22 protein-coding genes are annotated in these 24,859 nt (G+C 53.0%); 8 read left to right on the top strand and 14 right to left on the bottom strand.

What is annotated here, in order from left to right; all coding sequences use genetic code 11:
- The first annotated feature begins 541 nt into the window (after positions 1 to 541).
- Positions 542 to 1,984, top strand: coding sequence for a M23 family metallopeptidase (locus tag J0X12_RS00005; protein ID WP_207040667.1), 1,443 nt, complete (start codon positions 542 to 544; stop codon positions 1,982 to 1,984).
- 77 nt (positions 1,985 to 2,061) lie between these two features.
- On the opposite strand, the gene clpB is transcribed toward J0X12_RS00005, so the two are convergent.
- The 10 genes from clpB to J0X12_RS00055 all read right to left on the bottom strand — a co-directional run bounded on the left by clpB (position 2,062) and on the right by J0X12_RS00055 (position 16,323).
- Positions 2,062 to 4,650, bottom strand: coding sequence for an ATP-dependent chaperone ClpB (gene clpB, locus J0X12_RS00010; protein ID WP_207040668.1), 2,589 nt, complete (start codon positions 4,648 to 4,650; stop codon positions 2,062 to 2,064).
- Positions 4,651 to 4,899: 249 nt separating this feature from the next.
- Entirely contained in the window at positions 4,900 to 5,538 is a 639-nt protein-coding gene (locus J0X12_RS00015) for a DUF4167 domain-containing protein (protein WP_207040669.1), read from the bottom strand.
- A 243-nt stretch (positions 5,539 to 5,781) separates the two neighbouring features.
- The gene (prmC, locus tag J0X12_RS00020) at positions 5,782 to 6,636 is read right to left on the bottom strand and encodes a peptide chain release factor N(5)-glutamine methyltransferase (protein WP_207040670.1); all 855 of its coding nucleotides are present in this window, start codon (positions 6,634 to 6,636) and stop codon (positions 5,782 to 5,784) included.
- A gap of 4 nt (positions 6,637 to 6,640) precedes the next feature.
- A complete protein-coding gene (gene prfA / locus J0X12_RS00025; protein WP_207040671.1) occupies positions 6,641 to 7,729 on the bottom strand; it encodes a peptide chain release factor 1 in 1,089 nt (362 codons plus the stop codon).
- A 9-nt stretch (positions 7,730 to 7,738) separates the two neighbouring features.
- Complete coding sequence (gene hisS, locus J0X12_RS00030) at positions 7,739 to 8,983, bottom strand: histidine--tRNA ligase (RefSeq protein WP_207040672.1); 1,245 nt, start codon at positions 8,981 to 8,983, stop codon at positions 7,739 to 7,741.
- 37 nt (positions 8,984 to 9,020) lie between these two features.
- A complete protein-coding gene (ispG, locus tag J0X12_RS00035) occupies positions 9,021 to 10,166 on the bottom strand; it encodes a flavodoxin-dependent (E)-4-hydroxy-3-methylbut-2-enyl-diphosphate synthase (protein ID WP_207040673.1) in 1,146 nt (381 codons plus the stop codon).
- A 125-nt stretch (positions 10,167 to 10,291) separates the two neighbouring features.
- The gene (locus tag J0X12_RS00040) at positions 10,292 to 11,629 is read right to left on the bottom strand and encodes a helix-turn-helix domain-containing protein (protein ID WP_207040674.1); all 1,338 of its coding nucleotides are present in this window, start codon (positions 11,627 to 11,629) and stop codon (positions 10,292 to 10,294) included.
- A 163-nt stretch (positions 11,630 to 11,792) separates the two neighbouring features.
- Positions 11,793 to 14,057 carry a phosphoenolpyruvate--protein phosphotransferase gene (gene ptsP, locus J0X12_RS00045; protein ID WP_207040675.1) on the bottom strand — a complete coding sequence of 755 codons (2,265 nt, stop codon included), beginning with the start codon at positions 14,055 to 14,057 and terminating at the stop codon, positions 11,793 to 11,795.
- Between the two features lie 15 nt (positions 14,058 to 14,072).
- Positions 14,073 to 15,101, bottom strand: coding sequence for an NAD(P)H-dependent flavin oxidoreductase (locus tag J0X12_RS00050; RefSeq protein ID WP_207040682.1), 1,029 nt, complete (start codon positions 15,099 to 15,101; stop codon positions 14,073 to 14,075).
- A 1-nt stretch (position 15,102) separates the two neighbouring features.
- Complete coding sequence (locus J0X12_RS00055; RefSeq protein WP_207040685.1) at positions 15,103 to 16,323, bottom strand: aspartate kinase; 1,221 nt, start codon at positions 16,321 to 16,323, stop codon at positions 15,103 to 15,105.
- A gap of 180 nt (positions 16,324 to 16,503) precedes the next feature.
- Here J0X12_RS00055 and ubiG point away from each other — a divergent pair, with 180 nt between their 5' ends.
- The 3 genes from ubiG (at position 16,504) to mutT (ending at position 18,989) form a co-directional block, all read left to right on the top strand.
- Complete coding sequence (ubiG, locus tag J0X12_RS00060) at positions 16,504 to 17,265, top strand: bifunctional 2-polyprenyl-6-hydroxyphenol methylase/3-demethylubiquinol 3-O-methyltransferase UbiG (RefSeq protein WP_207040687.1); 762 nt, start codon at positions 16,504 to 16,506, stop codon at positions 17,263 to 17,265.
- 76 nt (positions 17,266 to 17,341) lie between these two features.
- Entirely contained in the window at positions 17,342 to 18,574 is a 1,233-nt protein-coding gene (gene argJ, locus J0X12_RS00065; protein WP_207040689.1) for a bifunctional glutamate N-acetyltransferase/amino-acid acetyltransferase ArgJ, read from the top strand.
- Positions 18,537 to 18,989, top strand: a complete 453-nt coding sequence (mutT, locus tag J0X12_RS00070) for an 8-oxo-dGTP diphosphatase MutT (protein WP_207040691.1) — start codon at positions 18,537 to 18,539, stop codon at positions 18,987 to 18,989. The genes argJ and mutT overlap by 38 nt, the downstream gene beginning before the upstream one ends.
- Before the next feature lie 207 nt (positions 18,990 to 19,196).
- Here mutT and J0X12_RS00075 read toward each other — a convergent pair whose 3' ends face one another.
- Positions 19,197 to 19,607, bottom strand: a complete 411-nt coding sequence (locus J0X12_RS00075) for a hypothetical protein (protein ID WP_207040693.1) — start codon at positions 19,605 to 19,607, stop codon at positions 19,197 to 19,199.
- A 122-nt stretch (positions 19,608 to 19,729) separates the two neighbouring features.
- The gene (locus tag J0X12_RS00080) at positions 19,730 to 20,626 is read right to left on the bottom strand and encodes a methyltransferase domain-containing protein (protein WP_207040696.1); all 897 of its coding nucleotides are present in this window, start codon (positions 20,624 to 20,626) and stop codon (positions 19,730 to 19,732) included.
- A 127-nt stretch (positions 20,627 to 20,753) separates the two neighbouring features.
- Here J0X12_RS00080 and J0X12_RS00085 point away from each other — a divergent pair, with 127 nt between their 5' ends.
- The 3 genes from J0X12_RS00085 to J0X12_RS00095 are packed head-to-tail and all read left to right on the top strand — an operon-like array spanning position 20,754 to position 22,690.
- Entirely contained in the window at positions 20,754 to 21,512 is a 759-nt protein-coding gene (locus tag J0X12_RS00085; RefSeq protein ID WP_207040698.1) for a ComF family protein, read from the top strand.
- Positions 21,513 to 21,557: 45 nt separating this feature from the next.
- Entirely contained in the window at positions 21,558 to 21,818 is a 261-nt protein-coding gene (gene grxC, locus J0X12_RS00090; protein ID WP_207040700.1) for a glutaredoxin 3, read from the top strand.
- Between the two features lie 17 nt (positions 21,819 to 21,835).
- Positions 21,836 to 22,690, top strand: coding sequence for a carbon-nitrogen hydrolase family protein (locus J0X12_RS00095; RefSeq protein ID WP_207040702.1), 855 nt, complete (start codon positions 21,836 to 21,838; stop codon positions 22,688 to 22,690).
- Between the two features lie 5 nt (positions 22,691 to 22,695).
- Here J0X12_RS00095 and J0X12_RS00100 read toward each other — a convergent pair whose 3' ends face one another.
- Positions 22,696 to 23,205, bottom strand: coding sequence for a class I SAM-dependent methyltransferase (locus tag J0X12_RS00100; protein ID WP_207040705.1), 510 nt, complete (start codon positions 23,203 to 23,205; stop codon positions 22,696 to 22,698).
- A gap of 97 nt (positions 23,206 to 23,302) precedes the next feature.
- Between J0X12_RS00100 and J0X12_RS00105 the strand changes: the two genes are divergently transcribed.
- On the top strand, positions 23,303 to 23,743 hold the full coding sequence (locus J0X12_RS00105) for a DUF1178 family protein (RefSeq protein ID WP_207040706.1): 441 nt from the start codon (positions 23,303 to 23,305) through the stop codon (positions 23,741 to 23,743).
- A gap of 77 nt (positions 23,744 to 23,820) precedes the next feature.
- Here J0X12_RS00105 and J0X12_RS17265 read toward each other — a convergent pair whose 3' ends face one another.
- Complete coding sequence (locus J0X12_RS17265; protein ID WP_237687920.1) at positions 23,821 to 24,789, bottom strand: peptidylprolyl isomerase; 969 nt, start codon at positions 24,787 to 24,789, stop codon at positions 23,821 to 23,823.
- Positions 24,790 to 24,859: the final 70 nt, after the last annotated feature.

Raw genomic sequence — 24,859 nt, forward strand, 5'->3', positions numbered from 1 at the left:
TCAAGATACCCGTTGCAACAAAAAGTCGTCATTCAACAACCCCGCCGCCCAGGCATCCCTTCTCATAATATCCACAATGTCAAAAAACAAACCGCCCAAAATCAAAAATTCCGGACAAAAAAACCAACCAGACAAATCTAATCCAAAAGGCCTAAAACCAAACCCCTAAACCAGACCCGCCCCGTCGGCGTGACGCGGTTTATAGGACCATCATCCAATCACGTCAACGACTAATTTGAATCTTTTTTGACAGGCCATGTTTATGCCGCAAACTTCCCCTACAAACTGCTATTCCTGAGTAAGCGGGATTGTGTTTCCAAGCCTCTGTCGACGACAAAAAATGACGGGCGCCGAAAAGCGACAGACCCAAATGATTGAATCGCCCCGGCCCGTACTGGAAAACCGGCGTTTGAATAACTTAAGGAAAAATTGAGGAATACTTGACAAAATTGCACTCTGAAAGCATCTTTTGTCGCGATATTATGGTTAACGCTTTTTAATCAACACATTACAGCGGGTGGTTTGACGAGTGCTGAATAAAATGAAATCTAGCGCCCTCTCGGGCCCAGTCGGTAAATCCTTGCTGATACCTGTATTAACAATGATTGCCGGTGGCGCGGCAGGCGCATTGCTGGTCACCACCTTAATAACGGATCCGGACAACGGCCCGGTCCAAGAGATGAATACCGCGCAAATGCAGGAAACGACGGCGACAGACGATACCGTCGTCGCGGCGGCGCCCCCAACAGAGACAGAAGAAGCGGTAACAACGGAAATTCTCGAGAAGGAAGCCGATGTGGCCGTTGCAGCCTATGTGGCCCCTGCTGCACAAAATCTGAATGAGTTAACAAAGACAGTCTCTGTCAGTAAGGGTGATACGCTGATGAAGGTCCTGACCCGTGCCGGGGCTGACCGCACGGAAAGCTATGAGGCCATTACAGCGCTTAACGAGATATTTGATCCGCGGAGCCTGAAGATTGGGCAAGATATAACGCTCTATTTCGGCATAGATGAAGCCCGGGAAAGCGACGATACCGCACCAAGCCTTATCCGTGTCTCCCTCAATGAAGATGTCGACCGGCAACTGGCAGCGGTACGCACTCCGGGGGAAGGCTTCACAGCCCAGGAAACAATTCTGGAGCTGGACAGGAAAATGGTTAGAGCAGGCGGCATTATCCAAAGCTCGCTTTTTCTATCTGCAGCGCAGGCCGGCATTCCGACAAAAACCATCGTCGACCTGATCCGGATATTCAGCTATGACGTCGACTTCCAGCGCGAAATCCAGCCAGGTGACAGCTTTGAAGTCTATTTCGAGCGTTTCGCCGACGAAAGTGGCAATATCCTGAAAGAGGGATCCATCCTCTGGGCTTCCATGACCCTCAGCGGCAAGGAATTCTCCGTGTATCGCTACAAGACGGATGATGACGGCTTTACCGATTACTATGATGAAAAAGGCCGGAGCGTCAAAAAGACATTGATGCGTACGCCGATTGATGGGGCTCGCCTTACCTCGGGATTTGGAAAACGCAAACATCCGACGCTTGGCTATACCAAGATGCATCGCGGTGTCGATTTTGGCGCCCGGAGCGGTACGCCGATCATGGCGGCCGGTAACGGGACTGTCGAATTTGCGGCACGCAATGGCGGTTATGGCAATTATGTCCGCATCCGCCACAACAATGAATTCAAGACCGCCTACGCCCATATGCGGAAGTTCGCCAAGGGCATTCGCAAGGGTGCCCGTGTAAAGCAGGGACAGATTATCGGATATGTGGGCTCAACCGGCCGCTCCACCGGCCCTCACCTGCATTACGAAGTGCATAAAGGCGGTCGGCAGATCAATCCGCTATCTGTCAAACTGCCCGCGGGTCGTAAACTTGATGGAAAAATGCTGGCTGCGTTCAAAAGCCATTCGGATCAGATCCGGCAGGAAATTGCCAGTGTCGAGCTGGAAACTCAGCTAGCGAGCGCCAAGACCGACTAATCTGTCATTTAGTCTAAAGTAAAAAAAAGCGGCTGCCACATGGCAAGCCGCTTTTTTCTTGTCAATGGCTGAACGGTCTAGGCCGCATCGGCGAGAACGTTATTGATCATCAACCCGTCTTCGCCGGCACTGACTTTCACTTTTGCGCCGTCCGCGATCGTACCCTCGAGTATCTGCGATGCCAGGGGATTCTGCAGATATCGCTGGATTACCCGTTTCAGGGGCCGGGCACCATAAATCGGATCATAACCACGATTGGCGATCCATTCATACGCTGTGGGGTCAAGTTCCAGCTCAATTCTCCGGTCCGCCAACAGCAATTGCAAATGCTCGAGTTGGATGTTGACGATGTCATCCATATTCTCACGGCTCAGCCGGTGGAAGATGATCTGCTCATCCAACCGGTTCAGAAACTCCGGCCGGAAAGCCGCGCGAACCGTTTCCATTACCTTGTGACGAACCAATTCATCATCCACATCGTCGCCGCCAGACATATGTTCGCTGCCGAGGTTGGACGTCAGGACAATCAGGGTATTCTTGAAATCAACTGTCCGGCCCTGACCATCCGTCAAGCGGCCATCGTCAAGGACCTGAAGCAGGATGTTGAAGACATCCGGATGCGCCTTCTCGACTTCGTCAAACAGGATGACCTGGTAGGGGCGTCGGCGCACGGCCTCCGTGATTACGCCACCCTGGTCATATCCGACATACCCTGGAGGCGCCCCAATCAGGCGTGCCACACTGTGTTTCTCCATATATTCGGACATATCCACGCGAAGCATCGCATGCTCATCATCAAAGAGGAAACCCGCCAATGCCTTGGTCAGTTCCGTCTTGCCAACGCCGGTCGGCCCAAGGAACAGGAAGGAACCAATCGGCTGATTGGGATCCTGAAGACCCGCCCGAGAGCGGCGCACCGCATTGGCGACGGCGACAAGCGCCTCTTCCTGACCGACAACGCGTTTTCGAAGCTCGCTTTCCATATTGAGCAGTTTCTCACGCTCACCGGAAAGCATTTTGTCAACCGGGATACCGGTCCAGCGAGAGACAACACCGGCGATATCCTCTTCCTTGACGCTGTCGCGCACAATTGAAGACCCTTCCGCTTCTTCGGCTTCTTCCAGCTTTTTCTCAAGCTCCGGAATAACGCCATAAGCAAGCTCGCCAGCGCGTTGCAGATTGCCCTGCCGCTGAACAGTCGCAAGCTCATTACGGGCCGCGTCGAGCTGTTCCTTTACCTGTTGGGCACGATTGAGCTTTTCTTTCTCCATCTGCCAGCTTTCAGTGAGGTCAGCAGACTGCTTTTCAAGCTCAACCAGTTCCTTTTTCAGCTTCCCAAGGCGTTCTTTCGACGCCTTGTCTGTTTCCTTCTCCAGCGCGGAGGCCTCGATCTTCATTTGCAGGATCTTGCGATCCAGCTCATCGACTTCCTCAGGTTTACTGTCCACTTCCATGCGGCGACGGCTGGCCGCCTCATCCATCAGATCGATCGCCTTGTCGGGCAGGAAGCGGTCCGTGATATAACGATTGGATAAAGTTGCCGCCGCGACCAGGGCATTGTCGGAAATCTGGACACCGTGATGAACCTCGTACTTCTCCTTGAGACCGCGCAGGATTGAAATTGTATCTTCTACTGTTGGCTCGGAGACAAAGACCGACTGGAACCGACGCGCCAAAGCGGCGTCTTTTTCTATATATTTGCGATATTCATCAAGGGTCGTTGCCCCGACACAATGGAGTTCCCCACGTGCCAGCGCGGGCTTCAACAGGTTGGAGGCATCCATGGAACCTTCGGCAGCACCGGCCCCAACAAGTGTATGCAACTCATCAATAAATAAAATGATTTCCCCGCCGGTTGCGGAAATTTCGGACAGGACCGCTTTCAAGCGTTCCTCAAATTCACCGCGGTACTTCGCGCCAGCGATCAACTGGCCCAGATCGAGGCTCATCAGCTTCTTGTCTTTCAGGCTCTCGGGCACATCGCCATTGACGATCCGACGGGCCAATCCTTCAATGATGGCGGTTTTACCCACACCAGGCTCGCCAATCAGAACAGGATTGTTCTTCGTCCGCCGGGAAAGCACCTGGATTGTCCGGCGAATTTCTTCGTCGCGGCCGATAACCGGGTCAAGCTTGCCTTTTCTGGCTGCCTCCGTCAGATCCCGTGCATATTTATTCAACGCATCATAACTTGCTTCCGCGCCACTGGAATCAGCCGTCCGGCCTTTGCGCAGATCATTAATTGCTTCGTTCAAGTTATTGGGTGTGACCTTCGCGCTGCTCAGGATTTTTGCGGACTCTGTCCCCTTCTCCAGCGCAAGCGCAAGAAGGAGCCGTTCCGCTGTTACAAAGCTGTCGCCCGCTTTATCCGCCAGCTTTTCCGCGGAGGCGAAAACACGCGCGAGTTCGGAGGTTAGGCTGATTTGGCCCGCACCGCTACCGGTCACCTGCGGAAGCTTGGCCATCGCGGCCTCAATTCCCTGGCGCGCAAGATTTGCATCGCCGCCGGCTTTGGCAATCAATCCGCTTGCCAAACCTTCCTTGTCATCAAGAAGTACTTTTAAAAGATGCTCCGGCGTCAGCCGTTGATGATTTTCACGTAACGCCAATGATTGGGCCGATTGGATAAATCCTTTCGACCGATCTGTATATTTTTCAATATCCATGCTCGTCCTCGACACATAGACCGTTGTTTCCTTGCGCAGCTCCTTATGATCCCTGAGAGGCAATCATATTGCAAGCCCGCCAACGGCTTCACTACTGATTTATATGTGGGCGGCCAAGGGGTGATTTCAAGCGCATGTTAAAGGCCATCTGATCCGCATCGCCGCTCAGGAAATGCAAAAGGGGAGACCGGTAGCGGCCTCCCCCGTTTCAATTGATCAGCAGAAATTTCCTGAATTCTGGAAATCGTCTTATTCGGTTGTGTTAACTTCTTCCGCGTCTTTTTCACTGACATTCCGGCTGGATGTCCGGCGACGGAGTGTCCGAGTCCGGCTCACCTTGCGTTTCGGCTTTTCCGTATCGGCCTGCTCACCTTCCGAACTCTCTGAAGCTGCCGAGGAGTCTTTCTCGGGGTCAATGTCAAGAGCCGGTTGTTCTGCAGTGCTCAATTCAACAACGACCGGATCACTCTGAGCGCCATCGAGTTCGCCATTTTCGGACGCCTGCTCTTCATTGTGACGGCTTCCTGACTTGCGCGATACTGTGGCGGTATTTTCTTCTTCAGACGAAGCGGAAGGATTGTCGGAATTCTCAGAAGGCTGCTTTTCTTTCGGTGGAACCGTGTTTGCAGCGATTATCCTGAAATAATGCTCAGCATGCTGAAAGTAATTCTCGGCGGCGACACGATCACCTGATGTCTGTGCATCGGTTCCAAGAGCCATGTATTTGTCGTAAACCTGATTAGCAGTACCCCGGATTTTTCCATCAGGACCATTGCTGTCATAATTACGATTACCGCCGTTCTGCCGACGATTATTACTTGACCCGGGTCGATTCCCGCCAGTGTTCGACCGCCCACCACGAGGACGTCTGTTACTACTTACTCTCATAATTGCAATGGTTCCGCCAATCTAGAGTTTAAAATTTCACTTTAGTGTAAATTTATTCAATTCGGGCACCTGCAAAACTCACTCGCGCGCCGCCAAGATGTCCATTTTCTGGAAGCTCAGGCCTGAATTTGAATTAAATAGCGATCATGGACCTTAAGATCAGGTCTTGTTTTTCACGTATGATCTTTAGAAAGCCTACAATCTGTTCGCGCAATAATCCAACCTTTTTTTTAAAAAAGCACGCTAATCAAGAAGAAAAGCCGATACACATCGCTCAATAGCCGCAATATCCTTGTGATATTCAGGTTGTGAAAGACCGGCTTCCTCCATCATTTTCCCGACATCTGCCGCCTGGTCAAAGCCGACTTCAAACATCAGTTGACCGCCAGGACGCAAAATATTTCGAATGTTTGCGAGAATGGCGCGGTAGCAATCAAGCCCATCCACCCCACCATCCAATGCAAGATGAGGCTCGAAGTCACGCACCTCCGGTTGAAGCTCCGCTATATCCGCAGACGGGATATAGGGTGGATTACTAACCACAAGATCGAATTTTTCTCCAAGATCGACATCCCAACTGGAACGACGGAACTCGGTCCGGGTCTCCATGCCTAACCTATGGGCATTCTTCCGGGCGACAGAAAGGGCGGCTTCGCTGAAATCTATCCCGACACCTGTCGCCGCAGGTATTTCGCTTAATATCGTGAGGAGCAGGCAGCCACTACCAGTCCCAAGATCGAGCACACGCTGCGGATTAAAACCCTGCGATTTTGCAGAAACTATCGCCTCAATAAGGGTTTCACTATCAGGTCGCGGGTCGAGAACATCTCCGGTTACCAGGAAGTCAAGGCTCCAGAATTCCCGATGGCCCGTCAAATGAGAGAGCGGTTCCCGGGCTGCACGCCGGGCAACAAGCTCCTGGTACTTTTGGTATTCATTATCTGTCAGTATACGGTCTGGTTCCCGATGAAGGTAACCCACATCTTCCCCCAGGACATTGGCGAGAAGCAATGCCGCGTCCCGTTTTGCATCCCCCACGTCTGCCTGCTTCAAAATCTCACCGGCTGCCAAGACCGCCGATCGCAGGGACGCTTTCATCGGATTAATTGCTGCCTTCAATCTCAGCTAACAGCGCCGCCTGATCTTCTGAGATCAACGCTTCAATAATTTCATCCAGGGCTTCGCCCGTCAGCACCTTATCAAGCTTATAGAGCGTGAGGTTGATCCGGTGATCCGTCACGCGCCCTTGCGGGAAGTTGTAAGTCCGGATGCGTTCCGACCGGTCTCCTGAGCCAACCTGACCCTTTCTTTCCGCCGAGCGTTCAGCCGCTAGTGCCGCGCGTTCCGCCTCATAAATGCGTGACCGCAGCACGCTCATCGCTTTTGCCTTGTTCTTGTGCTGGGACTTTTCGTCCTGCTGCTGAACAACAATGCCGGTCGGAAGATGGGTAATCCGCACGGCCGAGTCCGTCGTGTTTACCGACTGACCGCCGGGGCCGGACGCCCGGAAGATATCAACACGGATATCGCTCTCGGCAATTTGTACGTCGACTTCCTCCGCCTCCGGCAGAACCGCCACGGTCGCGGCAGAAGTATGTATCCGCCCGCCGGTTTCCGTTTCGGGTACACGTTGCACCCGATGCACACCGGATTCAAACTTGAGATTGGCGAAAACGTTCCGTCCGGTCACCTTGACAATCACTTCCTTGATCCCGCCGAGATCGGATTCGGAAAGCGACATGGTTTCACATTTCCAGCCTTCCCCTTCCGCATAGCGTTGATACATCCGGTAAAGGTCGCCGGCAAAAAGCGCTGCCTCTTCCCCGCCGGTGCCGGCCCGAATTTCCAGGATTGCGTTTTTCTCGTCAGCGTCGTCTTTAGGCAGTAACTGCAACTTGATGGAATGTTCCAGGTCGGGAAGACGGGCTTGAAGCTCCTCGATCTCGAGCTCAGCCATCTCCTTCATTTCCGCGTCCGTATCCTCGCTGTCGAGCATTTCCTCCAGCTCGCTCAGCTCGGTGCGGGTCGCCTGATATTTCCCGATTGCCTCAACAAGCGGCTTAATCTCGGAATACTCACGGCTCATCCGCACGAAATCGTCCGGTGCTACCTCGCCCATTTCGCCGGACATGGCCGCTTCCAATTCCTCGGAACGCGCCTGGATCATTTTGAGCTTATCTTGGGGGAGCATTTCCTGACCTTAACCGAGAGCGCCAAGCGCTGCTGAAATATCCGACAGAGGGACTTCGCTCTGCTCCCCCTGATCGAGATCACGGAGTGTACATACATTGCGGGCCAACTCATCCTCACCTATAAGAACCGCCGCCCGGGCATTTAATTTGTTCGCACGCTTCATGCGTTTGCCAACATTGCCCTTGAAGGCCATTTCAATGCTCACCCCGTCTTGCCTCAGCTGATGCGCAAGTTTCGCCGCAACAGCTTCTGCGGCGTCCCCGACCGGTACGATGGCCACGGGACGCTCTGCCGCCGGGGCATCATTCATCAGCATAGCAAGACGCTCGATCCCACCGGCCCAACCGATCCCCGGTGTTGGCTTGCCACCCAATGTCTCAATCAGGCCGTCATAGCGACCACCAGCTATCACCGCCCCTTGTGCGCCAAGCGCTGTGGTCACAAATTCGAAGGCGGTATGGGTATAATAGTCAAGCCCGCGCACTAGGCGCCGGTTTAGCTCATATTTGATCCCAAGCAGGGTTAGTCCGTCGAGCACTTCCGCAAAGAAATCACTCGAATAGCTGTTGAGGTAATCGGTAAAGAGGGGCGCTTTTTCGACGAGGACGCGATCACCCTGGTCCTTGCTGTCAAGAATTCGCAGGGGATTTCGTTCCAGCCGCTCCAGACTATCCTTTGACAGACTCGATTTATGATCGCTGAAATACTCGACAAGAGCAGCACGATAGGACTGACGGCTTTCCTGATCGCCAAGGGTGTTGATCTCAAGGGAACAGTTTTCCAGCACACCAAGAGCATTAAGGATAGAGGCCCCAAGGGCAATCACCTCAATATCCGCCTTTGCCTCCGCCGCGCCGATGCATTCAACATCAATCTGGTGAAACTGCCGTTGGCGACCTTTCTGCGGGCGTTCATATCGGAACATCGGGCCGGCAGCGAACACCTTGAACGGTACGTTCTGCTGCAGCCCATTACTGATAAAGGCGCGGCAGATCCCTGCGGTATATTCTGGCCGCAGTGTCATGCTCTCCCCGCTCCGGCTTTCGAAGGAATACATTTCCTTCGAGACCACATCGGAACTCTCGCCCATGGTCCGCGCGAAAACCTCCGTGAACTCGAAAATCGGAGTTGCCATCTCCGCATAGCCAAAACGCGCCGCCATTTCCCGCGCGGTTGCCTGAACATGGGCATGGCGCGCAAAATCCTCGGGCAACAGGTCATGGGTGCCGCGGACTGGCTGTGGTAGTGACACGTCTTTTCTCCGTCTAGTAAAAACTTCTAAGGTGGGATCAGGCGATGCGCTTGGCGGCAGGGGCCTCATTCATTTCGCCGTCTGCGTTCAGGGCTTCCAGTTCAGCGGCCTTTTCCTCGACCAACCCGACAATATGATCCACCATATCTCCGGTTGCTACCTTATGATCCGTAACACCGCTCAAGTAAACCATGTGATTATCTTTGCCGCCGCCCGTAAGTCCGATGTCCGTTTCCCGCGCCTCACCGGGACCGTTGACAACACATCCAATGATCGAGAGGGTGAGAGGTGTCTGGATATGGGCGAGACGCTCTTCCAGCATTTCAACCGTCTTGATCACGGGAAAGGCCTGCCGCGCGCAGGACGGGCAGGAAATGATCGTGACGCCGCGACGCCGCAGCCCCAGGCTTTTCAGGATTTCGTAACCTGCCTTGATCTCCTCAACCGGGTCGGCAGAGAGGGAAACGCGGATTGTGTCGCCAATCCCCGACCAGAGAAGCATGCCAAGACCGATAGAAGATTTCACCGTGCCGGAGGACAATCCGCCAGCCTCTGTGATACCGAGATGAAGCGGATAGTCGCAGGCCTCAGCCAGTCCCTGATAGGCGGCGACAGATAGGAAAACGTCAGACGCCTTCACGCTGATCTTGAAATTGAAGAAATCATTGTCTTCAAGAATTCTGGCGTGGTTCAGGGCAGACTCCACCATGGCTTCCGGACAAGGCTCGCCATATTTCTCGAGGAGATCCCGCTCTAGGCTCCCCGCATTGACCCCTATACGCATGGAGCAGTTATGATCTACAGCCGCCTTCACAACATCCCGCACGCGATCAGGGGAACCAATATTGCCGGGGTTGATCCGCAGGCAGGCTGCACCAGCTTCCGCAGCTTCGATACCGCGCTTATAATGAAAATGAATGTCGGCGATGATGGGGACGCGTGTCTCCCGAATGATTTCCTTCAAGGCCTTCGTGCTTGCCTCATCAGGACAGGAAACCCGGACCATATCTGCGCCGGCTTCTTCCAGCGCCTGAATTTGCGCAATGGTTGCCTTGGCGTCGGACGTCAGGGTATTGGTCATCGATTGCACCGTAATCGGTGTATCGCCGCCAACCGGCACGTCGCCCACAAAAATCTGGCGCGATTTCCGGCGGATAATCTCTCGGTAAGGTCTGATGCTCATGGGATCATACTTTTTAAAATTGGCGTCAAAAATGCCGCAGTCGCGAATTTCGCCTAAAATGGCTGCAAAACGCGGAAATTACAAGTGATACAATTGCTGGCCGTCTTTCAATCTGCATTACGCAGCTATTGAAAGCCGTTCTTTTCAATCAAACTCTCCGCAACGAGCGGAACTTCGCGTAAAATTGTCCCGGCACCGCCAAGGGGCCTGATCTCTTTGCCATCCACCCGAATTTCGAGACCGCCCGCATTTCCCGTTGTGAGAATAAGGCCCGGTGCATTTGGTGCCATATAGACATCACCCGGTTTTAGAACCCTGGAAAGAACCGGCTTCTCGTTCGTCGCCTTGACTTCAATCCAGCTCTCCTCCGTTGCGCGAACAACTATCCGGGCATCCGTATTTTCAACGCCAAAGGTCCGCGGCAACGGATTATCTGGCGTTTCACCGGTCTCTAGCTTCGACGCCGCAGCCAAATCGAGCGTATCCTGCGGATAAACCGACGGAGTTTCCGTTTCCTGCTGCGGCGCTTCCGGCGTCACTGTCACCGTCGGATCCTCAGTTACATCTGCCACCGCTGAGCTCTGCGTTTCGCTGGAGACAGGCGCTTGCGACGTGTCCGCAACAGGTTCTGAAGCCGTCACATTCATTAATGCCGCTGAGCTGTCTGTCGCCACGGTTTCTGACGCGGCACTAGCGGAAGAGGGTTCGCTTTCCGTCCCGGACACCGTGCCAGTTGAGGCATCATTTGAAAGTCCCGTTTCTACGTTTGCTGCCGTCTCCGTGACTTCAAGATTCTCAGATGCACTTTCTACAGACAAAGTTTCGTCCTGATCGCGGGCGGGATCACCTTCAGTCACGGAAACAGGATTGTTCCCGGCGCTGACTTCAGGCGCAACTAACGGGGCGGCGATCGGAATTTCCGATTTATTTTGGGGAGCACCATCAAGACTTGCGGTATCTACCGCGTTTTCAGACGGGGTTTCATCAAGATCGCGAATTTTGCTCGCCAGATGTTCGGGCAATTCCGCAACTCGTTCAAAGTCCAGACTTTCGCTCTCCTGATAAAGAAACCAACCGGCCAGCAGGATGAGAGTAACCACGAATGTCCCAAGCAAGATGCCTGCACCCGGTATACGTCCGCCGGATGAAGGTTCCGGAAAGGCAAGCGACGGGACATGCAATCCACCGCCCTCCTCATGCTTGTAGAGCTCGACAATCGCTACCGCGTCTAGATCCAGCAAATTCGCGTAAGAGCGTAAAAATCCGGTTACAAACGTCTGTCCGGGCAGGCTGCTGAATTCGCCCTCCTCCAGAGCATGAACCTGACTTGCCCGAAGACGCAGAATATCCGCAACCTGATGGAGGGAAAGGCCTTTCTCTTCCCGCGCCGCACGCAGCTGGGCACCAACTGTAGGGGAGCCTTCTTCCACCGGTTCAATTTTCTCTTCGGGGGTCTTTAACAAAAGCCTGCTTTCCTTGGACGCATTTCTGCTGAACAGGTTAGGCTGCCTTACGACATCTCTTCGGTTGCTGTCTCTCGCCATAATGGAACGCCAAATTACCGTTAATTAACTCGTCTCAACAGCTTACTCGCCATTATCGGCGAAAATAAGGAAAGCACAAACTCTATATTATTATTGAATGATCCCGGGCAAATGCACGCAATTGATCACGCACCGAATGATCCCGAGATTGACAAAGGCCCCGGACAAAGTCCTCTAGCTTGTTGATATCTGCGCTTAGGGCCATCTGCTTGACCCGCCCCAAGGCTTCAGACGACATAGAAAAATTTCTGTACCCCAAGCCAAGCAATGCCATAGCTTCCAGGGGCCGGCCGGCAATATCTCCACAGATGGAAAAAGGTTTGCCGGCCTGCTCACATTGCTCTGCGATATGGTGCAATAGTGATAAAAGGCTAGGGCTCAACGTATCATAACGGTCACTTATTTTCGGATTGCCCCGATCTACCGCAAAAAAGAATTGCATCAAATCATTTGATCCAACGGATATAAAATCAACTTCCTTCAGCAAATGCGGCAGCTGCCAGACGATTGAAGGGACTTCAATCATTGTGCCGACACTTACCTTTGTGGGCGGCCCTTCTTTCTTTTGTGCGGCACGCTCCACCTCTTTATTAAGAAGTGCTTTCGCTTCCTGAAATTCTGACACTTCCGCGATCATGGGAAACATTAATGACAGTTCGCGACCAGCTGCCGCCTGAACCAGCGCCCTGAGCTGGCTGCGAAGCAGCGCAGGACGATCAAGGCCGATACGAATTGCACGCCAGCCCAGTGCCGGGTTTTCTTCCCGTTTGGTCTTTAGATAGGGCAGAAACTTGTCTCCCCCAATATCTAGCGTACGAAAGATAACCGGTTTTCCATCCATTTTCTCGAGAACACGCGAATAAAGCCGCGTCTGCTCGTCAATCTTCGGCATCTGGGAGCGGACCATAAACTGCAGTTCGGTCCGAAACAGACCTATACCATCTGCCCCAAACTCCGGAAAATGATCAATATCAATGAGCAGCCCTGCATTCATATTCAGGCTGAGCGATACGCCATCCTTGGAAATATTGGGCTTGTCGCGGAGAGCAGCGTATTTTGCCTGCCGTTGTGCGCGTTGGCGTTGGCTGCGGGAAAAAGCCTGCTGGACGTCATCACCAGGACGTAGGAAGACCTGACCATGTTCACCGTCGACAAGGATCAAGTCCCCCTGTTCCACTGTGTCGAGCACATCTGCACACTGACCAACCACCGGCACACCAAGGGCGCGTGCCACAATGGCAATATGGCTGGATCGCGTACCTTCCGCCAATACCACGGCCTTCAGGCGGCGGCGATCATAGTCGAGCAGTTCAGCAGCTCCCATGTTCCGCGCGACCACGACCGTATCATTTTCAAGATTTCGCCGATCGATTTGTGTACGCCCGTCAAGATGTAGATAAAGTCTGTTGGCCAGGTCGTCGAGTTCCGACAAGCGCTCCCGCAGATAAGGGTCGGTGATTTCCTTCATCCGGTTACGGGTATCGTCTTGCACACGCTTGATCGCGGCTTCTGCGGTCAAGCCAGTATTGACCGCATCCTGCAATTTCTTGAGCCAGCCCTTGTCATGGGCGAACATCTTATAGGCTTCAAAAATATCCTTGGATTCATCCTTGAAAAGCGTATTCGTGGCGATCAGCAGCTTGTCGACGGAACTTTGCAGAGCGTTAACCGCAGAGTTCAATCTGGTAAGTTCCTTCGCGCGATTATTGGAAATTGCGTGAACGACCTCGATCCGGGGTTCATGAAGCAGCGCGATACCGCCGCCCAGCCCTTCTGCGAGCACACGTCCGTTAATATGATGTGGTAAGGTGGCATTTCCGGCAGCGTCCGAAAATTCCGTCGCCGCAACCATCTGTTCCGAACTGACAAGTTCTGCCACGACCATGGCAACCGTCTGAAGCGCCTCTACTTCCTCATCGGTATATGTCCGCCGTGTCCGGTTCTGCACGACCAGAACGCCAATGACCCGCCCACCGCGCAAAACAGGTGTACCAAGCAGGGAATGATATTCCTCTTCCCCCGTTTCCGGCCGATACGCAAATTGCGGGTGTGACTGAGCATCTGATAGATTGAGGGGCCGCGCACGTGCCGCAATATCGCCGACAAGGCCTTCGCCAAAGCGCAGGCGGGTTTGGTGAACAGAATTCTTCTTGAGACCTTCTGTGGCATAAAGCTCAAGAACATCTCCGGCGCGACGTAAATAACAGGAGCAAACTTCGGCAATCATATTGCCCGCGATCAGTCGAACAATCTCATTCAGACGCTGTTCCGCATCGCCATGCCCCGCCATGACCTGGTGGAGCTTGCGTAGCAACAATCTTGGCGCGCTGATCCCCAGACCGCTCATCTATGATCTGCCCTTTTAGTCTCCATAACTTTCGAAAGATTCTCGTGCCTGGCTCACGAGTTCCTCCATAATCTCCTCTATAGATTGTTCCTTCTTGACCATGCCCACACTCTGGCCTGCCATAACAGAGCCAAACTCGACATCCCCGTCGATCACGGCCCGACGCAGGGCACCCGCCCAGAAATGCTCAATAGCGAGCTGCGCAGCTTCAAGATCCATTTCGCCGGCCTTGTATTTTGCGATTACCTCGTGCTGCGTTTCTATAAACTTCTTGCCCCCCTCATTATTGAGGGCGCGAACAGGAATAACAGGAAACATCGGATCGACCTGCACCGTCGTCACCGCGTCACGGGCATTGGCGCGCATAAAAGCCTTCTTAAAGGAAGGATGGGCAATGGATTCATGGGAACAAACGAAACGGGTCCCAAGCTGGCAGCCTGCCGCCCCCATACGGAGATAGGTGGCGATCGCCTCTCCCCTGCCAATTCCGCCGGCGACAAAAACTGGGACATCTTTAATATTTGGCAGAATTTCCTGTGCCAGAACGCTCGTTGAAACCGGTCCGATATGACCGCCCGCCTCCATCCCCTCAATAACCAGCGCATCGGCGCCCGTGCGGATAAGCTTTTTCCCAAGTGCCAAGGTCGGTGTAAAGCAGATTACCTTCGCGCCACCTTCCTTGATTTTGAGAATTGTCTCCTTTGACGGTACCCCGCCGGCAAGAACCACATGGCCAACGTTGAGTGACAGACACACATCAACCAGCTTTTCCAGGTCCGGATGCATTGTAATCAGATTGACGCCGAAGGGCTTATCGGTCAATGCCTGCGTCGCCTTGATTTCCGTTTCCAACAGGTCCGGCGTCATCGCACCGCAAGCGATGACCCCAAACCCACCAGCATTTGAGATTGCGGCCACCAGATTGCGTTCCGACACCCATGACATTGCGCCACCAAGTATGGCGTATTTAGTCCCGAGAAACTCACATCCGCTTTTCCAGGCTGCTTCCAGGCTCTCTGTTTTGTTCGCTGCGAAATCGTCCATATTAAGCCGCATCCAGTCCAAAGGCCGTGTGCAATGTCCTTACGGCGAGTTCGGTGTATTCCTCCGCCAGTAGCACGCTAACCTTGATTTCGGATGTCGAGATTACCTGAATGTTGATACCTTTCTCGGCCAACGCGGCGAACATTGTCTTAGCCACGCCCGCGTGGCTACGCATACCCATGCCAACGATCGACACCTTGACCACATTGGAATCAGGAACAATCGCCTTGCACGCAACCTCTCCCTTCAGTTTTTCAAGGACGTCCATCGCCTGATTTATTTCCTTCTGCCCAACCGTAAAGGTCAAATCCGTCGCCTGACCGTCTTCCGATACGTTCTGGACAATCATGTCCACATTGACATTTGCATCCGCCAGCGCCCCGAAAACAAGCGCAGCCACACCCGGCCGGTCAGCGACTTGCTGCAACGTCACCTTGGCTTCATCACGCGTGTAGGTTACGCCGCTTACAACCTGATGTTCCACAATATCTTCCTCATCTACAACCAATGTTCCCGGTAAATCTTCGAAGCTGGATAGCACTTGCAGCTTCACCCGATGCTTCATCGCCATCTCTACGGATCGTGTCTGCAGAACCTTAGCGCCAAGGGACGCTAGTTCGAGCATTTCCTCATACGTAATTTTATCAAGTTTTGCAGCCTTTGTCGCGATCCTCGGATCCGCTGTATAGATTCCATCGACGTCAGTATAAATGTCGCACCGATCCGCTTCCAGCGCGGCCGCCAGTGCCACTGCCGATGTATCAGAACCTCCGCGGCCCAAGGTGGTTATCCGATTGTCGGTACCAACTCCCTGAAAGCCGGCGCAAACCGCCACCTGATTGTCAGCAAAGCGTTTGATGATCTCGCTGCAATCTATGTTCTCGATCCGGGCAGCGCTGTGAACCGCGTTCGTGTTCACAGGAACCTGCCACCCGAGCCAGGACCGGGCCGATATCCCGAGGTCCTGAAGCGCAAGCGACAAAAGTCCCACCGAGACCTGTTCGCCGCTTGAGACAACAACGTCATATTCCCGGGCGTCATGCAGACTGCTTATGTCTGACACGAGGTCAACGAGCCGGTTTGTATCTCCTGCCATGGCCGAGACGACAACCGCCACTTCATGGCCGGCATCGACTTCGCGCTTTACTTTACGTGCAACGTTCTTGATCCGCTCTACAGTACCAACAGAAGTGCCGCCAAATTTCATTACCAGCCGTGCCATGGCCGCATTACCTCTCCCCCCGCCTGCTGCGAGGGTCCAAATATAATCTAAAAGTCACAAATACCCTTTGGTCTTAAAGGAGCGTATACTTATACTTATCAGGGGGTGTGGGGCAAGCACCGCGATGATTTTTATTGCAAAATAACAACTTTTATTAAGGCATATATCGGCGAGGTAATTATGGACAACACAGCCAGGGCGAATTCAGTGGATCCGGGAGAAATCGCCAATTTCGTGGCGATGGCGGATGAATGGTGGGATGAAAATGGCAAGTTCAAGCCCTTACACAAATTCAATCCGATTCGTATTGGCTATATCCGTGACACAGTTATCGATCATTTCGGCCTGCAGACCGATGACGCGGTCGTCAAGCTAAAGCCCTTTAAGGGATTGCGTATCCTCGATATCGGATGTGGCGGCGGCTTGCTGTCCGAACCGATGGCGCGCCTCGGCGCCGACGTAGTCGCGGCGGATGCGGCAGAGAAGAATATCCAGATCGCGCAGTTGCATGCGGAACAATCCGGCCTTGAGATCGATTATCGTCACACAACTGCAGAGGAACTTGCAGCCTCGGGCGAACGTTTTGACGTCATCCTGAATATGGAAGTCATCGAACATGTCGCAGACATTGAAGGCTTTGTCGAGGCGTGCGCAACCCTTCTCAAGCCTGGCGGTATCATGTTTATCGCAACCTTGAACCGCACGGCCAAAAGCTTTGCCTTCGCCATCGTCGGCGCGGAATATATCTTGCGTTGGTTGCCCAAGGGGACGCATAGCTGGAAGAAATTCCTGAAACCTTCCGAAGTTGCCCGCCTTGTTCGCGGAAATGATCTTGCCGTCCACGATATCTCCGGCGCGACCTACAATCCTTTTGAGGATCGATGGCATTTGAGCAAGGATCTCAGCGTTAATTACATGATTGCCGCCGTGAAACCGGAATAATCACCCGTAAATCAGAATTGACCCACCCTAGGTCTTTGCCTTAATTGGGTGTAATTTTTTACTTATGAGATCTGTAATGGCCCCAAATAAATCACCCCTCGCGCCTGAGTCGTTTCCTGATTTTCCGGTAATTCCCGGCGTGAGATATGCCTGTGGCAACTCCGGAATGCGCTATAAGGGTCGTGATGATGTCATGCTCGCGGAGTTTGATGCCGGCACGACAGTTGCTGGTGTATTTACGAAAAATGCCATGCCCGGTGCCCCCGTCGATTGGGGCCGGAAGATACTTCCCACCGGTCTGGCGCGGGGTCTGGTTGTCAATGCCGGGATTGCAAATGTCTTTACCGGCGCCGCCGGGAAAAAGACGGTGGAAGATACCGCCACCGCCGCAGCGCAATTGCTGAATGCGTCTCCTGAGCATATTTACATCGCGTCGACTGGCGTGATCGGTGACCCTATCCCGACAGAAAAAATCACGAGTCTCCTTCCCCGACTGACCGAGGACCTCTCGGCAGATGCAGGGAATAGCGCCGCCAACTGCATCCTGACGACCGATACATTTGCAAAAGGTGCCGTCGCCACTGCAAAAATTGGGAACACGGACGTTACGATTGCCGGATTCGCCAAGGGATCGGGTATGATTGCCCCGGATATGGCGACAATGCTCGCGTTCATTTTCACGGATGCCGCAATCCCTGCCTCGATCCTGCAGCAGCTATTATCGGATGCAAATGAGAGAAGCTTTAACTGCGTAACCGTGGATTCCGACACATCAACCAGTGATACCGCCCTGCTCTTTGCCACCGGACGCGCGCAGAATGTGATACCCGCGACCAATTCCGATGACAGCCTTGCAGGCTTTAAGCGAGCCCTCCTTGAGGTAATGACGGATCTCGCCCAACAGGTCGCGAGAGACGGTGAAGGCGCAAGCAAATTTATTACGGTCAAGGTCACCGGTGCCGAAAGTAATCCATCGGCGAAGACAATTGCGTTGGCCATTGCCAATTCGCCCCTTGTGAAAACAGCGATCGCCGGCGAAGACGCGAATTGGGGCCGGATTATCATGGCGGTAGGGAAATCAGGTGAAAAAGCCGACCGCGACAAGATGAGCCTGAAAATCGGGGGCATTCTCATTGCCGAAAACGGTGCCCGCGCCTCATCCTATCAAGAGAAGGATGTCATGCCTCATATGACGGGGAAGGAGATCGACATTGACGTTGATGTCGCGGTTGGCGATGGGCGCGCCTTCGCCTGGACTTGTGATCTCACCCATGGATATATTGAAATCAATGCCGATTACCGAAGCTAACCAGATGGCGGCAACCAAACCAACGATCCTTGTGGCCGCCGTCGCCCTTGTGGATGACGAGAATCGCGTCCTTATCGCGCAACGTCCGCAGGGAAAGAGCATGGCTGGCCTTTGGGAATTTCCGGGCGGCAAGGTCGAGCCCGGGGAAACACCGGAAATAGCGCTTATCCGTGAATTACGGGAAGAACTTGCGATTGACGTCACGGAAGCCTGTCTCGCCCCCTTTACCTTCGCAAGCCACCTCTATGAAAAATTCCATCTCCTGATGCCGCTGTATGTCTGTCGCCGTTGGCACGGCATACCCTGTCCGGCGGAAGGCCAGACGCTAAAATGGGTTCGCGCCAATCGGCTAACAGAATATGAGATGCCGCCTGCGGATATACCCCTCATCGCGATGCTGCGGGATTTGCTGTAAGAGGAAAATCTTTCCTGAGCAAACCAAAAAGGCCGGCATTTGGACTTTCTCCTCATCCAAAAGCCGACCCAGGTAACCTATTGCTCGAAAGAGAGCGAGAATTCTGGGCAGGCACCAAGACGCCCATCGTTCTATTAGGTGTACATTAGAAATAACAAACAAAATTACTTGCTATGGCAACTGTTTTTATTGCCACTAGTGGTCAGATTATTCCTTAGCAGCCTTGAGTTGCTGCGCGGTTCTTTGAATGAGCTCGCGAGTTTCTTCATACATATCAAGAGATCGGTCCGTATAATACTGAGTTGGCTTCACCAGCGTGCGGCGCAAATCGTTCGTGTCTTTTACGAGTATGACGAGATGGTCCTTTTCCATCGACTGAAGTGTTTTGTGAAGGCTTGACCGGCCAAGTCCTGTCAGAGACGCCAAAGTTTCCAGATCGACTTCCTTCTGGCTCATGCGACGATAGCTAAGCGCCAGCCCTACAAGATAGCGATTTTTAGTCTGGCCCGGATCCCGCCGCGCTCGAATAGCACGAACTTCGGTCCAAAAATCATTGATGATCCTGAATTCTTCGGCGTTGAAGTCACGCCCTTCCAGGATTTCCTCAATTCTACGCATAATAGATACTACTCGCAGTCCAGCATTGAATTAAATATGGTTAATACTATCGACTGAAATGCGGGCGGTTCGCAACCTTTTAACAAAGAAATAATGCGCTTTCGCAAAAATTTCGGAAGCCGCTATTTTTCCAGATAATCGCGGAGGTTAATTTTTCCACTGCCGCGCGCGATTGGCTTTTGTTGACTTTCATGGGGGGCCCAACCCGACAAATAAATGATCTGAAAAGTTGCGGGAATAAGACCATCCTCATCAGCGTAATTTTCTATATATAACTCTGCAGCGCGGAGCATGATCTGACGCTGCGTAAAATATTTCTGCCGCTCGATGAGCGCATTGTTTTCCCCCATACCCCGCAACTCATGCATCAATGCAAACGGATTCTCATACTTCAACGTTATTAGATCGGTATCCGTAACCGGAAGTGCCAACCCTGCGCGCTGGAGCAAGGACCCCGCATCGCGAATCTCTGTAAACGGGGAGACACGCGGGCTAACCCCTCCCTTTATCTCTGATTCCGCCTCGATCAGGCAAGCCTTCAACTCTTGCAGGCTTTCAATACCAAAGAGCGCTCCCAGGAAAAGTCCGTTCGGCTTCAGGGACCTCGCGATCTGGGAAAGCGCCCCGGGGAGATCATTCGTCCAGTGGAGGCCAAGAACACTGCCGATGAGGTCAAATGAGTTTTCCTTGAAAGGCAAAAACTCCTCATCCGCCACTACGGCGGCATCCGTTCTGTTATCCAGCATCACCTCGGTGAGATCCGTCCGTATAACCCGATCGATCTTTTTCATTGCAACCAGCTTGTCGCCGAACGCACCATCCCGCCCGCCGAGATCCAGCGCGAGGCTGAAGAAATGGTTGATATCCAGCAGGCGTTCGGCCAGCCGCTCTGCAATTTCATTAAATAAAAACCGATGTCGCGGCCAATCGAGCGTGGCCGCGCGTCGACGATGTTGGGCAACCTGCACTCGATCAAAAAGGACCTGTTCAGGCGGGAGAAGCGATGGTGTTCTTTTCATTGGGCTTTTATCGCACCTTCATCAAGCGGAAACAATCTTTGACGTAAGTTTGCGTTCGTTACGCCATTTACAAGTCAAACTATCTTATGGAATTGGCCGTCCTTGGCGTATACTCCCGTGAATGAGCATGTCCGCCACAACGCGCCTGCTGACGCAACTGCAAAAAACGGCCCTCGACGCGATATTTCCGCCGGGCTGCATAAGCTGCGCTGAACCGATAGATACTCCGGGCAATCTTTGCGCCAACTGCTGGCCGGAGATGACTTATATCTCAGCGCCATTTTGCGATAAATGCGGCTTTCCATTTGAATTTGATGCAGGCGATGGCTTCGTTTGCGCGACGTGCCTGAAACAACCTCCAGTTTTTGCAAGGGCCCGCGCTGTTTTCAAATATGATGACGCAAGCCGGGACATGATTCTCGGATACAAACATTCGGATCAGACAAACCGCGCTCCGACCTTCGCGAACTGGATGTCGCGTGCCGGCGCAGATCTGATCAACGATTGTGATATAATTTGTCCTGTTCCGCTCCACCACAAACGACTGATCAAGCGCCGCTTTAATCAGTCGGCGTTGCTCGTGCGGGAGATTGCGGCCCTGGTGGACAAGCCCGCAATTCCCGACCTTCTTACTAGGAAGCGCCCCACCCGGTCACAGGGGGGATTGAGCGCAAAAGCACGCCTTCGGAATGTCCGCGGTGTTTTTGAGGTAACCGCCGCGAGGAAAGCGCAGCTTCACGGCGCGAGAGTGCTCCTGATTGACGATGTTTTGACGACGGGGGCGACGGTAAACGCCTGCAGTAAATGCCTTCTGGAGGGCGGCGCAATAAAAGTTGACGTCCTGACCCTAAGCCGGGTTGTCCGGGCTTCAAACACGGCTATATAGTACAGGCAAGGGCGAGAAGAATTTATTTAGGTATGGAAGTAACTCATGAAAAAAATTGAAATATACACGACGATGTTCTGCCCTTTCTGCTCACGAGCCAAAAAGCTGCTCAATGGCAAAGGAGTCGATTACAAGGAGATTGACGTTACGGTCGCGGGCGATCTTCGCGAAGAAATGACACGCCGTTCCGGTGGTGCCCATACCGTCCCGCAGATTTTCGTCGATGGCAATCATATTGGCGATAGCGACTATGTCCATATGCTTGATGCGAACGGAAAACTTGATAAGATTTTAGGGATTAGCTGATCTGGAGGGAGAACAGGATGTCAACTTTTACCGCAGCTTGCATACAATTGACGAGCAAAGGCGATGTTGCAGAAAATCTCGATGTTGCGACATCCCTGATTAAAGAGGCTGCGGGTGCTGGCGCTGACTTTATCGCTACGCCTGAGGTCACGAACCTGCTGGAACCCAACAAGGTTGAGGCACGCGCGAAAGCCCAGTTCCAGGAAGATGATGTTACCCTCAAGGCATTCCGTTCCCTCGCGGAAGAAACCGGAAAATGGATCATGGCAGGCTCACTCGTGATCAAGAAGCCAGATGAGGATCGGTTGGCCAATCGCTCATTCCTGATCCGCCCGGACGGAAGCATCGCAGCGCAATATGACAAGATTCATATGTTTGACGTCGAACTGGATACCGGAGAGGCTCATAAGGAAAGCCGCGCCTATGCGCCTGGAGAGACCGCGAACCTCGTTGAAACCACATGGGGAACGGTTGGGATGTCAGTATGCTATGACGTGCGCTTTGCCCATCTGTACCAGAAACTTGCTCTGGCCGGCGCAGGTGTGTTTACGGTACCAGCGGCCTTTACGGCGACCACGGGCGAGGCTCACTGGCATATCCTGCTCCGGGCACGGGCAATCGAGAATGGTGCGTTTGTCATTGCGCCCGCACAATGCGGCCAGCATTCGGAGAAAAGGCGCACTTTTGGTCATTCCCTGATTATCGACCCCTGGGGCAAGATATTGGCGGAGGCAGGAGAGGAACCCGGATTTGTCATGGCCGAAATCAACATGGCTGATATTGCCAAACGGCGACAACAAATCCCGAACTTGCGAAATATCCGGGAGTTTACCTTACATACGCCGGAGTCTGTCGCTAACGCGGCGGAATAGTCCGTCTAAAGGGGTTTTCGTGCGACGATAGCCTGGCGGCACGCTGGACTGGGCTCGTCGACAACGCCCTCAAAAAAATCGACAATTTCTAGACTGGCTCCGAAAAATTCGGCGAGCTCGCCCGGCGCAAGTAGAAAATCGGGATTGCGTGGACGTCCGTATTTTTCATTTCCGAGAGCAAATGTGTCATACAGCAAAATACCGCCCGGTGTCAGAGATTCCGCGATATCAGCGAATAAGGGACGCCAGAGATAATTTACGACGACGATGCCGGAGAAAGCGCCGCGGGAAAACGGCCATCGATCCTTTTCCAAATCCGCTTCTACGATGGAAAGCCCTACCTTCTCCTGATACGCCGCGATGGAGGAGATATTTATATCCACCGCGGTCACGTCATAGCCCGCATCCAGCAAATAGAGACTATGCCTGCCTGCCCCGCAGGCAAGGTCCAGAACGGGTCTACTCTGAGGTATTAAAGACGCATACTTCCGGATCCAGGGTGATATGGGCCGCATGATACTCCCTTTTCAAGCCAACGAAGGCTTGTGTTTAACTGGAAAAAGATTATTTCTTATGAATAGGTGATTTACTTTAACATGACAATTTCAGCGAATGATTAAGTACGATCTTAAATGTGAAAACGCCCATGTGTTCGAGGCATGGTTCAAAAACAGCGCCACCTACGATGAACAGGCTGGCGCGGGGGCAATTGTATGCGCGGTTTGCGGATCTACAAGCGTTAACAAGGCCCCAATGGCTCCCGCAGTTCCGCGCAAAGGCTCATCCACTGCTTCAAGACGTGAAGAAATAGCGATAAAAGAGGCCGAAAAAGCCGCTATTGCCATGACGACCCTTCGCCAGCTTCGCAAGGCCGTGGAAGAAAATTGCAACTACGTCGGCCCCCGCTTCGCGGAAGAGGCCCGCAAGATGCATTATGGAGAAGTCGAACGGCACGGAATCTATGGCGAGGCAACGCCCGAAGAAAGCGAAGAATTACGGGAAGAAGGTGTTGAGGTGGCCGAGATCCCGTGGCTTCCATTAACAGATGCCTGAACCCGCTAACTGGTTCAAATGAAAAGGCCCGGAAATTCCGGGCCTTTTTTATTGCGTTTGAGAGGTTCGGAGGCAGTCTAGTCAGTCTTCTTTTCTTCCGATTTATCGTCTTCCTTCTCGCCGTCTTCTTTCGCGGCTTCCTCTGCTTTTTCGTCCTTGGCCGGTGTCATCAGGATTATGGAGGCGTCCGCCTTCAATTCCTCAAGCAGCGTGTCGATAACCGAGCTGCTCACCTTCCCGCGCAGTTCCGCCTCTTTCTCCTCAAAAGTAGGAGCTTCGGTGTTCCGCTTGTCTTCGGATTTGATGACGTGATACCCGAACTGTGTTTTTACCGGTGTCTTGCTGTATTCACCTGTGTTCAGGGCAAAAGCCGCATCGGCGAATTCAGGCACCATGCTTTGCTTGGTGAAATATCCCAGGTCGCCGCCATTGGGGCCCGACGGGCCAGTCGAGTATTCTTTCGCCAGCTCCTCAAAATTGCCTCCGTCATCAAGCAGTTTTATGACATCCTTGGCTTCTTGTTCGGTCTTGAGCAGGATATGGCGGGCATGAAGCTGTTCTTCAGGCGTAAAATCGGCAACAGCCTTATTGTACTCTTCTTTTAGAAGCTCGTCTGTCACAAGTTCATCGATCTTGCGGGTAATATAGAATTCCTGCATCATCTGGGTGCGAATTGTGTCCATGCGATCCTGGAATTCTTTTTGCTCTCCCATATTTTCGGCTTCAGCCGCCTGGGAAATCACTTCCATGCTGATGAGCTGCTGTAACAGCTGGTCCTTGATGAATTCAATCGGTGCCTGGCGATATTGTGCCGGCAGTGACGCATAGAGCGCCTGAACGTCAGACGACGTAATATTCTTACCATTTACAGTCGCCAGAACCTCACCTTCGGCTTCCGCGGTCTTTTCGTCGGTTTTCGTCTCTGTAGTCTCCGAGGCAATCATTTCCGCACCCGGCAACGAACTCCCCTGTGTACCCACATAGTAGCCAATGGCCAGACAGAGCACGGCAACGATCGCCAGTGAAAAATAATGTAATGATTTCATAATACTAAAATCCCAATCTATATTTGCGTCCTCGAAGAAGCCGATGCGGCTCTCCTGCGCGCCAAGAGTT

This window comes from Sneathiella sedimenti, from assembly GCF_017313765.1.
GTDB lineage: Bacteria > Pseudomonadota > Alphaproteobacteria > Sneathiellales > Sneathiellaceae > Sneathiella > Sneathiella sedimenti.